The sequence below is a fragment of the Actinosynnema sp. NPDC049800 genome (assembly GCF_040656635.1).
Lineage (GTDB): Bacteria > Actinomycetota > Actinomycetes > Mycobacteriales > Pseudonocardiaceae > Actinosynnema.
Genome location: NZ_JBFAMT010000023.1, coordinates 33,265 through 46,372 on the forward strand (window position 1 = coordinate 33,265; position 13,108 = coordinate 46,372).

Sequence of the window (13,108 nt, forward strand, 5' to 3'; positions counted from 1 at the left end):
CGCCGCGTAGTGCCTACGGTGCGAATTTCCCTTCGCTCGGAAGGCTCATCGGATGGCAGCCAAGCACGTCGTCGGCACGATCATGAAGTACCGGCACCGGAAGTCCGTCATCCTCGAGAACGGCCTGACCCTGGACGGTGCCGACGCGGTGAGGGTCGCCCGCATCGACCCGACCAGGCCCAAGCCGGCGGACCGCGCCCGCGCCGTCGAGGTGGAGACCTCGATCGGCGTCTACTGGGTCCGGCTCGACCAGGTGAGCGTCGTCAAGGCCGCGGACGTGGTCCACACCTGGACCTTCACCGGGAAGCTCACCCGCGCGCAGCTGGACCTCGTGCGCAAGGAACTGGACAAGGTCTCCCGGTAAGGGCTCACGGCAGCAGCACGTCCAGGAACGGGTTGCTGAACACCCGGTGCGGGTCGTGCGCGTCGAGGGTGGCCAGGGCCGCGTCCCAGCTCGGGTCGGGGCCCTGCCGGTAGCTGTCCGGCACGGTGGAGGTGAGCACCGTGCGGTCGGCCCACGCCGCCTCGTCCGTGTAGGCCCAGCCCTTGGACCACTCGGCGCGGGTCGTCGCGTACGCGCCCGTGTAGTTGGTGAAGAAGAACTGCTCCAGCTCGCGGTAGAACGCCGCCGCGCCGGGCGCGGTCGGGAACGTCAGCACGTCGAACCACACCGCGACGTCCCACTCGGGGTGGTCCGCTCGCGGCCGCACGGCGGACAGCGCGGGCTTGCGCGCCCCGGGCACGCCCACGTGCGCCGGGTCGTCCAGGCCGCCGACGCGGATCTCCACCTGACCGGTGACCGGGAACAGCCCCCGTGCCTTGTAGGACAGCAGGAGGGCTTCGTAGAACGCGGCGAAGTCGCTGACCACGCGCTGGACCTCGGCCCGGCTGGTCAGCACCGCGTAGCCGTTCGCGGTCTCGCGCAGGGTGGTCGGCTTGACGTAGAGCAGCAGGTTCTTCGACGCGCCCCACAGGTCAGAGGTGAGCGTGGCGGTCAGCCCGGTGGCCGCGGTCGTGTACTGCAACCGGCCGAACGTCGGGGTGAGCGCCCACGCGCCGGTGATGAGCAGGTCGGCGAGGTCGGAGACCGGCTTGGGCACGTTGTCGGAGAACACGTAGTTGTACGGCGCGACGACGTGGCGCGAGGTCGGCGGCTTGGTCGGCGCGACGCTCCACGTCTTGAGCCACGGGTGGTCGGTGAAGACGAACCAGATCGCCTCGACCCGGCCCGCCTGGTCGAGGAAGCTCGCGAACGTGCGGGTCGCGCCGCTGCCCGGCGGCGCGAACAGCTCGCCGGTGGGGATGTCGACCCGGCTGACGCAGCGCAGGTTCTGGTTCGCGCCCACGCGGAGCGTGACCTCGGTCAGGAACGCGCGGCCCACGTGGGTCAGCAGCGCGGCGCACTCGGGCTCGTCGCGCTGGAACGTGCGCAACCGGTACTCGCCGCCGTCCCAGACGACCGCCGTCAACGACATGATCATGTTGCTCAGCGAGCCGTAGGTGTGGCCGGGCGGCCGGGTCTCGCCGACGGCCGGGACGGACGTGCCGTGGCCGTTGATCGCGAGCACGCCGCCGACGGTCAGGTCGCCCGGCGCGGGCGTGTTGGTCACGCCGAGGCCCGCGTCCTCCAGGAACGCCAGCAGGTCGTCCATCGACGCGCCGGTCTGCACGCGCACCGCGTCCGGCAGCGCGGTCATGGCCTTGAGGTGCCGGGTGGTGTCGACCAGCACGACGCGGTCCGCGCCGGTGGTGTCCGCGGTGACGGTGAGCGGCGCCCAGCCGTGCCGGAAACCCCGTGGCCGCAAGGTGAAACCCTGGCCGTGCGCCCAGTTCGCGAGCAGCGCCACCTCGGCCGGGGTGCGCGGCGCGCACGTCCACAGGTCGTCGGTGCGGATCTCGCCGGCCCAGTTCTGGTACGCCTGCCGGTACAGGTCGATCCCCGCCGGGAAGGCGGGCGGCGGGTCGCCCGCGACCTCGCCCGGTGACAGGGCGGCGACCGGCAACCACGCGACGGCCGAGGCCCCGAGGAAGCGGCGGCGGGAGAAGGCATCGCCGAAGTGGCTCATGGACCGACCATAAGTGCGCTGGTGACGGCCTGCGCGTCGCGGAAGGGAGGTTGGGCCGAACAGCGCAGCGTGATCGTCTCGGTCGGGGTGGACCACCGCTCGGTAGAGCAACAAAGCGGTCGCCGGGCGCGGGCGGGTGGCGTTACGTTCCGGCGGTGGCGGAGATCCAGGGCACGTGCGACGACCGGTTCGGCGGGGTGCGCGACGCCTTCGCGGCGTCACTGGACGAGGTCGACGTCGGCGCGTCGGTCGCGGTGTACGTGGACGGCGAGCCGGTGGTCGACCTCTGGGGCGGTCACGTCGACGTGGCGCGCACCAAGCCGTGGGAGCGCGACACGATCGTCAACGTCTGGTCCACCACCAAGACGATGGTGGCGCTGTGCGCGTTGATGCTCGCCGACCGGGGCGTGATCGACCTGGACGCGCCGGTCGCCGAGTACTGGCCGGAGTTCGCCGCGGCGGGCAAGGGCGGCGTGCGGGTGCGGCACGTGCTCGGCTACACCGCCGGTCTGCCGACGTGGACCGAGCCGATCACCGTGCCCGACCTGTTCGACTGGGAGGACGCGACGGCACGGCTGGCCGCGCAGCCCGCCCGGTGGGAACCGGGCGCGGTCGGCTGCTACCACCCGTTGACGCAGGGGTTCCTGATCGGCGAGGTGGTCCGCCGCGTCACCGGCCGCACCCTCGGCGCGTTCTTCGCCGAGGAGGTGGCCGGGCCGCTCGGCGCCGACTTCCACATCGGCCTGCCCGCCGAGCACGACCACCGCGTCGCCCCCGTGATCCCGCCGCCGGGCAAGTCCGACATCGCGGCGCCGGGCCTGGACGGCGAGGAGCCCAACCCGGCCATCGTGGCGCAGGACGCCAACACCGCCGCCTGGCGCCGGGCCGAGGTCCCGTCCGCGGGCGGGCACGGCAACGCGAGGTCGGTCGGCCTCGTGCAGTCGGTGCTGGCGTGCGGCGGCTCGGTCGGCGGCGTGCGGCTGCTGTCGGAGGCCGGGTGCCGCCGGGTGCTGGAGGAGCAGTTCCGGGGCGTGGACCACTACCTGGACGTGCCGATCCGGTACGGCCTCGGCTACCGGGTCGAGGGTCGGACGTGCTCCTGGGGCGGGTGGGGCGGTTCGGTCGTGGTGGTCGACCTGGACACCCGGCTGACCGTGGCGTACGCGATGAACCAGATGCTGGAGGAGGGCACGCTGGGCGACAACCGCGGCCTCGGCCTCGTGCTGGCCGCCTACAACGGGCTCGCTACCTCAGCCTGACCGGCAGCGCGAGGTGCCCGTTGGAGATGAACGAGTGGACGGGTTCCAGCTCGTCGGCGGGCACGGCGAGCGCGAGGTCCGGGAAGCGGTCGAACAACGCCGGCAACGACACCTCGGCCTCGATGCGGGCCAGTGGCGCGCCCAGGCAGTGGTGGACGCCGTGGCCGAACGACAGGTGCGTCTTGTCCGCACGCGTGAGGTCGAACCGCCCGGCGCTGTCGCCGTGGACCGCCGGGTCGCGCCCGGCGGCGGCGTAGGCCGCGAGGATCGCCTCGCCCCGCCGGATCGTCACGCCGGCCAGCTCGATGTCCTCGACGGCGTAGCGCAGCGGCAGGTTCGCCACCGGCGCCTGCCACCGCAGCGTCTCCTCGATCACGTCGCCCCAGGAGCGTTCGCCGGAGCGGACGAGGTGGAGCTGGTCGGGGTGCGTGAGCAGCGCGGTGATGGCCTGGTCCAGGAGGTTGACGGTGGTCTCGTGACCGGCGGCGATCATCAGGATGAGGGTGTCGACCAGTTCGGCCTCGGTCAGCCCGGCGTCGCCCTCGTCCCGGGCGGCGATCAGGCCGCTGGTCAGGTCGTCGCCCGGCGCCGCCCGCTTGGCCGCGACCACGTCGTCGAGGATCTCGTAGAGCCGGACCTGGTTGGCCATCGCCTCCTCGGGCGTCGTCGTGGTGGCGAACAGGCTGTCCACGATCCGGCGCAGCTCCGGGCGGGCGTCGTCGGGCACGCCCATCAGCCGGCAGATGACCTCGATCGGCAGCGGGTAGGCGAACTCGGCGCGTGCGTCGACCACGTCCGGTCCGGCGGCGAGCCGCTCGATCAGGTCGGCCGAGATCTCCTCGACCCGCGGGCGCAGCGCCTCGGTCCGCCGGGCGGTGAACCCCTTGGAGATCAACAGGCGCAGCCTGCGGTGCTCGGCGCCGTAGGCGGTGAACATGTTGTGCGACGTGACCCAGAGGTACAGCGGCCAGTCCGGCGATATGCCCGCCAGGGCGGGCCAGTGCCGGCGGGCGTCCTTGGAAACGCGCGGATCGGCGAGCAGGCCGCGCAGCAGGCCGAGGTCGCCGACCGACCACGCCTCCACCCCACCGGGCAGCGCGACCCGGGTCGCCGGTCCGCAGGCGCGCAACTCCGCCGCCTCGCGCTGGAGGTCGCGGCCGGCCGGGTCGAGCACGTAGGTTTCCATGCACTCATCGCTACCGCATGATCACTATCCGTACAAGGCGCTGTGCGGGTTGTGCAGCGGACATGTCCCGCCGGGCAACGGGGTTCACGCGTTCGGCCCCCGTGCCCCTAGGTTCGGCGCATGGCACTGGTGTGGCTCCCCCTGGACGACCGGACGGTCGACGGGGTCTTGGCGTTGGCGGGCTCGTCGTGGGCGCGGGCGGGGTTGGACGACGCGTGGGTGGCGGCGGGGTGGCCGCTACCCGAGGGGCGGTCGTTGGCGGAGGAGGTCTACGGCGCGGCCGAGTACCGCTTCGACGTCGACGACCACCGCTGGGTCAGCGTGGCGATGCGGTTCGACCCGGACGAGGTGATCGGCTTCTTCCACGCGTTCGCCACCTACCTCGACGAGCACGACCCCGAAGACCAGGACGTGCGCGACCTCGTGTCCGCCGGCGTCGCGCCGTGGTCGGCCGACGCGCTCGCGACGCGGGCCGAGTTCGACGCGCGGCACGCCGAGGCCGTGGCGCGGTTGACCGACCGCCTCGGCGAGCCGCACGTCGTCGGCACGCACGACGACGAGTGGCACCACGCGGTCTGGCGGGTGGGCGACTGCCTGGTGGTGCTCGCGCAGGGCGAGAACTTCGACCTGTACGGCATGGCCGACGACGCGTGCCTGTGGCTGGTGCGGCACAACCCCGACCAGCCGGTGCCGACGGGCGACGCCCTGTACGCGTTCCTGTGCGGGGACTCGATGCCTGCCTGAGGTCGGAAACCGGTGATCGTCCCCGGCGGCGTGCCGTCGGCCCGCTGCGCCGGCTCCAGTGTCACCGAAGCGGCCGGCGTTCCCCCGGCCGGTCGGTCGCGGCGCGACTGTCCGACTTAAGGTGACGCCGTGAATGATGAATCTCCCGGGGAAGTGCAGTACCCAGGGCTGCGTGGTGACGTGATCGTCGCCTTGGAGCGGTTCGCCACGCTCACCCCGCAGACCGTCGAACAGCAGGGCGGCGCACTGACGGACGCGGTCCACTGGCTGGTCGACGACACGTTCTGGGACCTGCGCGATCCGTCGGAGGACATCGGCTACCGACTGCGCGACGGCGAGGAGGTGGCCGCGATCAAGGCGGTGCTCGAGCCGTTGCTCGCGGTCCTCGGCCAACTCGGGCCGGTGCGTCCCGATGTCGAGTACCTCGCCCACCGTCGTTGGTCCGACGTCATGGCCAACGCCGGCGCGGCCCACCGCCTGCTGGTCGCGAATGACGCCCAGTCCCGCTGAACAGCCTGGGGGAACTCCGCGGTGCGCGTCGGCCCGGCGCGGTCAGCGCTCCTCGCGCAGGCGCCACGCGGCCTGTGCGCCGAGGCTCGTGTCGACGTGCTCGCGCATCACGGCCGACGCGCCCTCGGCGTCACCGGCCACCACCAGGTCGGCCAGGGCGCGGTGCTCGTGGTCCGTCTTCGCCCGCGCCGCGTCACCGCGGTCGACCTCCAGCGCCATCCGCCGGTAGCGGTCGGACTTGTCCCACAGGCCGTCCAGCGTCTCGACCAGCAGCACGTTGTGCGACGCCCGGTACAGGGCCGAGTGGAAACGCCGGTGGGCCGCCAGGTCCTCTTGATCGGGGTTGTCCGGCAGCGCGTGCAGCCCGTCCGCCGCCTCGCGGATCGCCGCGATGTCGGCGTCGGTCCGCCGTTCGGCCGCCAACGCGACGGCGAGCGGGTCGAGCGCGCGCCGCAGCTCCAGCAGGTCCCGGGCCTCCTCCGCCCGCAACGGCGTGACCCGGGCGTCGCGGTGCGCGTCCAGCTCGACCAGGCCTTCGCCCTTCAGGCGCTTGAGCGCCTCACGCAGCGGCGTCGTGCTGATCCCGATGGCCTTGGCCAACGTGAACTGGTTGATGCCCGATCCGGGCGCGAGCTCGCCGCTGAGGATCCACCGTCGCAGCCGGCCGTACGCGTACTCGCTCTTCGTCTCGTACGGCCCGGTCGGCTCCGCCATCGTCCACCACTTCCCGTCCTCGGGCCCGGTTATAGAGTATAACGTCCACGGCCCGCAGACCCCGGTCGAGCGGTCCGGTCACGGTGTGCGGGAGACCGGGCGGCGTTGTTCCGGCTTGGCCCCCAGCGCAAGGGCCAAGAGGGCGCCGGCGACCATGCACGCGCCCACCATCCACATGCCCGCACGTTGGCTGCCGGTGAAGTCACGCAGCCAGCCGGTGACGTAGGGCGCGGCGAACCCGCTGATGTTGCCGAGCGAGTTGATCAGCGCGATCCCACCCGCCGCGGCCGTGCCGGACAGGAAGCTCGACGGCAGCGCCCAGAACGTCGGCAGCGCGCAGCACACGCCGACCGCGCACACGGTGACCGCGACCATCGCGGCGTACGGGTTGCCGAGGTAGAGCGCGATGGGGATGGCGCACCCGCCGACCAGCATCGGCAGCACCACGTGCCACTTCCGCTCGTCCGCGCGGTCGCCGTGACGCGCCCAGAACACCATCACGATCGCCGCGACCGCGTACGGGACGGCGGTCACCATTCCGGCTTGCAGCACGGTCAGCGTCGTGCCGAACTGCCGGCCGAACCCGGCGACGATGGTCGGCAGGAAGAACCCCAGCGCGTACAGGCCGTAGGCGATGGCGAAGTAGACGAACGCCAGCCCGAGGATCCGCGGGTGCAGCAACGCCTTGCGCAACGGCCAGTGGTGCTCGGCCTCCTTCGCGCGGCGCTCGGCGTCCAACTCCTCGGCGAGCCAGCGGCGCTCGTCCTCGGTGAGCCACGTGGCCCGCTCCGGCCGGTCGGTCAAGTAGAACCAGGTGACGAAGGCGAGCAGGATCGCCGGCACGCCCTCGACCAGGAACATGAACCGCCAGCCGGACAGCCCGAACACGCCGTCGCCGTGCGTGATGAGCAGACCGGACACAGTGGACCCGATCGCCGAGGAGACGGGCACCGCCGCCATGAACAGCGCGACCGCCTTCGCGCGCTGCGCGGCCGGGAACCAGTACGTCAGGTAGAGGATGATCCCCGGGAAGAACCCGGCCTCCGCGACGCCGAGCAGGAACCGCAGCACCACCAGGGTGGCCGCGTTGGGCACGAAGGCCATCGCGGTGGCCACCACGCCCCAGCTGACCATGATCCGGGCCAGCCAGCGGCGCGCGCCGAACCGGTGCAGCGCGAGGTTGCTCGGCACCTCCAGCAGCAGGTAGCCGAGGAAGAAGATGCCGGAGGCGAACCCGAACGCGGTCGCGGTGAGCCCGAGCTCGTCGTTGAGCCCGTTCGGCGCGGCGAACCCGATGTTGACGCGGTCGAGGTAGTTGACGAAGTAGAGCAGTGCCAGGAACGGGAGGATCCGGACGGCGACCTTGGCCGGCACCCGGTCGCCCACAGCGGTCGGCCGCTTCGACATGATCGGATCCAAGGCCGGCGCGGGGCCGTTCGTCAATCCGCCGACCGACGAGAGGTCGGCGGAGGTCAGCTCGTGGCGGCGCCGGGCAGCGTCACGACCTCGTCCGCCCAGTGGCGCAGCAGCACGGCGTCGTGGGAGATCGCCAGGACGCCCGCGCCGGTCCGCCGCTGGTAGTCGCGGATGACGGTGACGAGGGCGGCGGTGGTGGAGGCGTCCAGCATGGTGGTCATCTCGTCGCAGATCAGGTACGCGGGGCCCAGCGCCAGCGCGCGGGCCAGGCAGGCTCGTTGGAGCTGGCCGTCGCTGACCTCGTGCGGCCGGCGGGTCAGCAGTTCCGGGGTGAGCATCACCCGGTCGGCCAGCTCGTCCACGGCGTCGGCCGGGCGGCCGTTGGCGCGCAAGGGCTCGGCGATCGCCGTGCGCAGGGTCATCCGCGGGTCGACGGACAGGCGTGGTTGTTGGAAGAGGACGCCGATGCGGGTGCGCTGCCGCCGCGGCGCGCGGTGGCGGTAGGCGGTCACGGGAGCGCCGTCGAGGTGGACGGCGCCGGTGAAGGGCGCGTGCAGCAGGGCCAGGACGCGGGCGAGGGTGGACTTGCCGCTGCCGCTCGGGCCGGCCAGGCCGACGGTCCGTCCCGGTGGGACGGTCAGCGTGAAGTCGGTGAGGACGGGGTGCGCGGGGTCGTAGCCGGCGGTGATCGCGTCGGCCGTCAGCCCGGTCAGCACGGCAGGTGGCACGCGACGGCGTGCCGGTCGTCGGCGAGGGCGGGGCGCGCGGCGCACACCGGGGCCGCGCGGTCGCAGCGGGGAGCGAAGGCGCAGCCGGGCGGCAGGTCGGTGAGCAGCGGCGGCAGGCCCGGGATCGGGGTGAACGCCCGGTCGGGCAGGGCGTTGACCAGACCGGCGCTGTACGGGTGGCGCGGGGCGTCCAGCACCCGGTCCGCGGGACCGGCTTCGACGACCCGCCCCGCGTACATGACCGCGATGCGGTCGGCGACGCGCTGGGCGGCGGCCAGGTCGTGGGTGATGAGCAGGACGGCGCGGCCGTCGGCGACCATGCGGCGGAACTCCTCGATCAAGCCGTCGACCAGGTGCCGGTCCAGGCCGGTGGTCGGTTCGTCGGCGATGAGCAACCACGGGTCGCCGACCAGGGCCAGCGCGTTGGCGACGCGCTGCGCCATGCCGCCGGACAGCTCGTGCGGGTAGCGGTCGAGGTCGTCGGGCACGAGGCCGGCCCGGGCGGCGAGGCGGTGGGCGTGGTCACGGGTCGCCGTCCCTTCGGGGTGGTGCACGCGCACCGCCTCCTCCAGCTGGGCGCGGGCCGTGCGCACCGGGGTGAGGTGGGACGCCGGGCTCTGCGGGATGAGGCCGATGCGACGGCCGCGGACGGTCGCGGCCAGCACCGCGTCGGGCGCGGTGAGCAGGTCCAGCGGTGGTCCGTCGCCCGTCAGCGCCGCCATGCCGGAGGTCTGCGCGTTGCCGGGCAGGAACCCGAGCAGTGCGTTGGCCAGCACGGTCTTGCCGCAGCCGCTCTCGCCGACGAGCGCGACGCACTCGCCCGGCCGGACCCGCAGCGACACGTCGTTGACCGCGGCCACGGTGGCGCCGGGCAGGCTGAACCGCACGGACAGGTGGTCGAGCACGAGTTCGGTCACCACGTCAGCTCCGATCGGCGCCGGGGGTTGAGCCGGTCCCGCCAGACACCGCTGAGGCCGGCGACGGACAGGGTGGCGGCGATCAGCACGACGCCGGGCGCAAGCGACATCCACCAGCCGCCGGAGAGCAGGGACCGCTGCGCGTCGTTGATCATGTTGCCGATGCTGGCGGCGTGCGGCGGCAGGCCCAGCCCGAGGAAGGACAGCGCGGTCTCGTGCCACACCGCGTGCGGGATCATCAGCGTGGTGGCCAGCAGCACCTGCGGTGCGATGTTGGGCAGCAGGTGCCGGACGAGCACGCGCGCGCGGGACGACCCGCCGACGACCGCGGCGTCGACGAAGGGCCGCCCGCGCAGGGAGAGCACCTCGGAGCGCACGATCCGCGCCGAGGTCAACCAGTGCGTCAGCCCGATGGAGATCACCACGGCGGTCAGGCTCGGCCGCAGCACGGCGACGATCACGATGCCGAGCAGCAGGTGCGGCACCGACGCGACGGTGTCGACCAGCCGCATCAGCACCCGGTCCGGCCACCCGCCGACGGCGCCCGCGAGCGCGCCGACCGCCGTGCCGACCACGGACGAGATGAGGGCGGCGAACAGACCCACGCCCAGCGACACCCGCAGCGCGTAGACGCAGCGCAGCAGGACGTCGCGGCCGAGTTCGTCCGTGCCGAACGGGTGCGCCGCCGAGGGCGGCCGGTTGGCCGAGGCCAGGTCGACGTACTGCTGGTTGAGGTCGACCACGAGGGGCACCACCAGTGCGGCGGTCACCAGCACGCCGAGGACCACCGCGGCGGGGACCAGCCGCCGGCGCGGTGATCGGGCCGTGCTCGCGGCGGCGACGCGTGATCGCGGCACGGGCCGCCAGACCGGGCTGTCAACCATCGAGACCCACCCTCGGATCGGCCAGCGCGTAGAGCACGTCGGCGAGCAGGTTGCCCAAGAGCACCACCGCGGTGGCGAGCACGGTGAGCGCGCCCAGCAGCGCGAAGTCCACGTCGAGGGCGGCGTCGACGGTGGCCCGCGCGATACCCGGCCAGGAGAACACGGTCTCCACCAGCAGCGCCCCGGTGATCAGCTCGGGCAGCCGGGAGCCGACCAGGGTCAGGAACGGCAGCAGCGACGTGCGCAGCGCGTGCCCGGACACCACCAGGTGATCGGGCAGACCGCGTGACCGCGCGCCGATCACGTGCTCCGAGGTGAACGACTCCAGCAGGCTCTGCCGGACGAACAACACGTACCAGGGCGCGTGGGACAGCGCGAGCACGGACACCGCCAGGACCAGGTGCCGGGCGACCTGGCCGACCCCCGGCTCCGCGCCGGGGTCGGTGAGCCCGCCGCCGGGCAGCCACCGCAGTTCGAGCGCGAACACCGACAGCGCGGCCAACCCGAGCCAGAACACCGGCGCCGCTTCCAGCGTGTAGGCGGTGGCGGTGACCGCCCGGTCCAGCCACCCGCCCTGGCGCCAGGCCGCGGCGGTGCCCAGCACCAGCCCGAGCAGCAGCGCCAGGACGAAGGCGACGGCGACGAGCAGCACCGACCAGCCGAGCCGCTCGCCGATCACCTGCGACACCGGTTGCCGCATCGACAAGGAGTCGCCGAAGTCGCCGGCGACCGCGTGCCGCAGCCACGCCAGGTACTGCACGACCACCGGCTGGTCGACGCCCCAGTTCGCCCGCACCTGCGCCACCCGTTCCGGGGAGGCGCCGATGACGCGCACCCCGAAGTAGCGCTCGACCGGGTCGAACGGTGACGCCTTGGCGAGCACGAACACGGCGAAGCCGACCAGCAGCACCACCGGGACCGCGAAGGTGAGCCTGCGCAGCACGAGCAGGGCGAGGGCGCGGCGGCGCGCGCGGTTCCGCGCGGTCGCCACCGGGGTGGCCGTCACGGCTTCGGCGTCCAGCGTTCGAGGTTCCACCACACGGCGTGCACGAGCCCGTGGTCGTGCGGCTCGACCTGCTCGACCTGGCCGTCCCACCGGTCGCGCAGCACGTAGGTGTGGTCGAGGAACACCAGGAACGCCCAGCCGGGATCCGCGGTGTAGGCCCGCTGGAAGTCGGTGTAGGCCTGCTCGCGCGTGGCGGGGTCGAGGCTGCGGCGCCCGGTGTCCAGCGCCGCGTCCACCGCGGGGTTGCGGTAGTGCGTCATGTTCAGGTAGCCGGGCTGACCGGCGTACCGGGAGTGCAGCAGCGTGTAGGCCGCGGTGTCCGGGTCGTACGGGTCGCCGCCGCCCCAGACGTTCGCGGCCTCCTTCTGCCGCTGGAGCATCAGCTCGAACGTGGTGGACTCGACCGGCGCGTCGACGCCCAGCTTGGCGATGTCGCTCGCCGCGGCCAGCGCCAGTTCCTTGCGCAGCACGTCCGCCGCCGGGTACAGGATCGGCAACCGGGCGGGCTGCCCGTCCCGGGACCGGGCGCCGTCGGCTCCCCGGCGCCAGCCCGCCTCGTCCAGCAGCCGTTCGGCCTCGGCGGTGTCGTGCGCGAACGTGGCGCCCGGGTCGTGCCAGTCCCGCAGGTGCGGCGAGATCGGGGTGGCCGCCGGCGTCCCGGCGCCCGCGAGGACGGTGTCGATCATCGCCTGCCGGTCCAGGGCGAGGTTGATCGCCCGCCGCACCCGCGCGTCGGAGGTGAACGGCAGCTCGGACGGGAGGCCGAGGCCGCGGTAGTCGGCCGACGGGTTGCGCACGACCCGGTAGCCAGACCGGTCCGCGTAGGACTTCACCAGCTTCGGCGGCAGGACCGTGCCGTCGAACTCCCCGGCCGCCATCCGCGTGGCGCGGGCGTTGTCGTCGGGCACGAACACCACGGTCACGGTCTTGATCGCGGGCGCGCCGCCCCAGTAGTCCTCGTTGGCCTTCAGGACCAACCGGTCGCCCTTGCGCCACTCGGCCACCGCGTACGGTCCGGTGCCCACGGGCGCGGTGTTGAACGGCGCGCTGTCGACGTCGACGCCGTCGAAAGCCTTGCGGGGGACGATGCCCAGCGTCAGCTGCTCGGCGAACGGCGCGTAGGGGTGGGTCAGCCGGAACACCACGGTCCGGTCGTCCGGCGCGGTCACGTCGGCCACCGCGTCGAAGCGCGACGCGATGGTGGAGTCGGTCTTCGCGTCGAGCACCGCCTCGTAGGTGAACACGACGTCCTGCGCGGACAGCGGGGTGCCGTCGGTGAACTCCACGCCCTCGCGCAGGGTCGCCGTCCAGGTCAGGCCGTCCGCCGAAGCGGTCGGCAGCTCCCGGGCCAGGGCGGGCACGAGGTCCAGCCGCGCGTCCCGGGACACCAGCCCGTCGAAGACCTTCGAGGCGCCGTCCGGCGCGTAGCCGAGGACCGGGTTCAGGTTCTCCGGCTCGCCGCCCGCCCCGATCACGATCGACCGCCCCGCGTCGCCCGCGACGTCACCGTCCGGCGAGGTGCAGGCCGAAGCCGGCGCAACCGCCACCAGGACGCCGATCAGCAGCCGCCGCACGCACATCACCTCAGCAGGGAAGGTCAACTATTGCCAATAGCAGCTAACAGCAAGTGACTTGCAACAGCAAGCGAGACGTGCGTCATGACGGATCCGCGCGCCGA

The 13,108-nt window shown here is 73.0% G+C and carries 13 protein-coding genes; 4 read left to right on the forward strand and 9 right to left on the reverse strand.

Annotated features, from left to right (window positions below; all coding sequences use genetic code 11):
• The first annotated feature begins 52 nt into the window (after positions 1-52).
• Positions 53-364 carry a hypothetical protein gene (locus AB0I91_RS24655; protein ID WP_499639029.1) on the forward strand — a complete coding sequence of 104 codons (312 nt, stop codon included), beginning with the start codon at positions 53-55 and terminating at the stop codon, positions 362-364.
• A gap of 4 nt (positions 365-368) precedes the next feature.
• Here the strand turns inward: AB0I91_RS24655 and AB0I91_RS24660 are convergent, their stop codons facing one another.
• Positions 369-2,066 carry a cholesterol oxidase substrate-binding domain-containing protein gene (locus AB0I91_RS24660; protein ID WP_499617759.1) on the reverse strand — a complete coding sequence of 566 codons (1,698 nt, stop codon included), beginning with the start codon at positions 2,064-2,066 and terminating at the stop codon, positions 369-371.
• Positions 2,067-2,221: 155 nt separating this feature from the next.
• On the opposite strand from AB0I91_RS24660, the gene AB0I91_RS24665 reads away from it, so the two are divergent.
• Positions 2,222-3,325 (forward strand): serine hydrolase domain-containing protein, encoded by a 1,104-nt coding sequence (locus AB0I91_RS24665; protein ID WP_498778509.1) that lies wholly within the window; start codon positions 2,222-2,224, stop codon positions 3,323-3,325.
• On the opposite strand, the gene AB0I91_RS24670 is transcribed toward AB0I91_RS24665, so the two are convergent.
• Positions 3,312-4,511, reverse strand: coding sequence for a cytochrome P450 family protein (locus AB0I91_RS24670; RefSeq protein ID WP_499617760.1), 1,200 nt, complete (start codon positions 4,509-4,511; stop codon positions 3,312-3,314). The two genes, AB0I91_RS24665 and AB0I91_RS24670, sit on opposite strands and share 14 nt — an antisense overlap.
• A 120-nt stretch (positions 4,512-4,631) precedes the next feature.
• On the opposite strand from AB0I91_RS24670, the gene AB0I91_RS24675 reads away from it, so the two are divergent.
• Both AB0I91_RS24675 and AB0I91_RS24680 read left to right on the forward strand, forming a co-directional pair.
• A complete protein-coding gene (locus AB0I91_RS24675) occupies positions 4,632-5,255 on the forward strand; it encodes a hypothetical protein (RefSeq protein ID WP_499617761.1) in 624 nt (207 codons plus the stop codon).
• A gap of 129 nt (positions 5,256-5,384) precedes the next feature.
• Complete coding sequence (locus tag AB0I91_RS24680; RefSeq protein WP_499617762.1) at positions 5,385-5,765, forward strand: SCO4402 family protein; 381 nt, start codon at positions 5,385-5,387, stop codon at positions 5,763-5,765.
• Between the two features lie 42 nt (positions 5,766-5,807).
• Here the strand turns inward: AB0I91_RS24680 and AB0I91_RS24685 are convergent, their stop codons facing one another.
• The 7 genes from AB0I91_RS24685 to AB0I91_RS24715 all read right to left on the reverse strand — a co-directional run bounded on the left by AB0I91_RS24685 (position 5,808) and on the right by AB0I91_RS24715 (position 13,004).
• On the reverse strand, positions 5,808-6,479 hold the full coding sequence (locus tag AB0I91_RS24685) for a GntR family transcriptional regulator (protein ID WP_498778514.1): 672 nt from the start codon (positions 6,477-6,479) through the stop codon (positions 5,808-5,810).
• A gap of 78 nt (positions 6,480-6,557) precedes the next feature.
• On the reverse strand, positions 6,558-7,886 hold the full coding sequence (locus tag AB0I91_RS24690) for an MFS transporter (protein ID WP_499639031.1): 1,329 nt from the start codon (positions 7,884-7,886) through the stop codon (positions 6,558-6,560).
• 65 nt (positions 7,887-7,951) lie between these two features.
• Positions 7,952-8,623 (reverse strand): ABC transporter ATP-binding protein, encoded by a 672-nt coding sequence (locus AB0I91_RS24695; protein ID WP_498778516.1) that lies wholly within the window; start codon positions 8,621-8,623, stop codon positions 7,952-7,954.
• Positions 8,605-9,540, reverse strand: a complete 936-nt coding sequence (locus AB0I91_RS24700; RefSeq protein ID WP_499639033.1) for an ABC transporter ATP-binding protein — start codon at positions 9,538-9,540, stop codon at positions 8,605-8,607. The genes AB0I91_RS24695 and AB0I91_RS24700 overlap by 19 nt, the downstream gene beginning before the upstream one ends.
• Positions 9,537-10,424: an ABC transporter permease gene (locus AB0I91_RS24705; protein ID WP_499639035.1), complete on the reverse strand. Its 888-nt coding sequence runs from the start codon at positions 10,422-10,424 to the stop codon at positions 9,537-9,539. Before AB0I91_RS24705 ends, AB0I91_RS24700 begins: the two co-directional genes overlap by 4 nt.
• Positions 10,417-11,460: an ABC transporter permease gene (locus AB0I91_RS24710; RefSeq protein ID WP_499639037.1), complete on the reverse strand. Its 1,044-nt coding sequence runs from the start codon at positions 11,458-11,460 to the stop codon at positions 10,417-10,419. Before AB0I91_RS24710 ends, AB0I91_RS24705 begins: the two co-directional genes overlap by 8 nt.
• Positions 11,427-13,004, reverse strand: coding sequence for an ABC transporter substrate-binding protein (locus AB0I91_RS24715; RefSeq protein WP_499639039.1), 1,578 nt, complete (start codon positions 13,002-13,004; stop codon positions 11,427-11,429). The genes AB0I91_RS24710 and AB0I91_RS24715 overlap by 34 nt, the downstream gene beginning before the upstream one ends.
• Between the last annotated feature and the right edge of the window lie 104 nt (positions 13,005-13,108).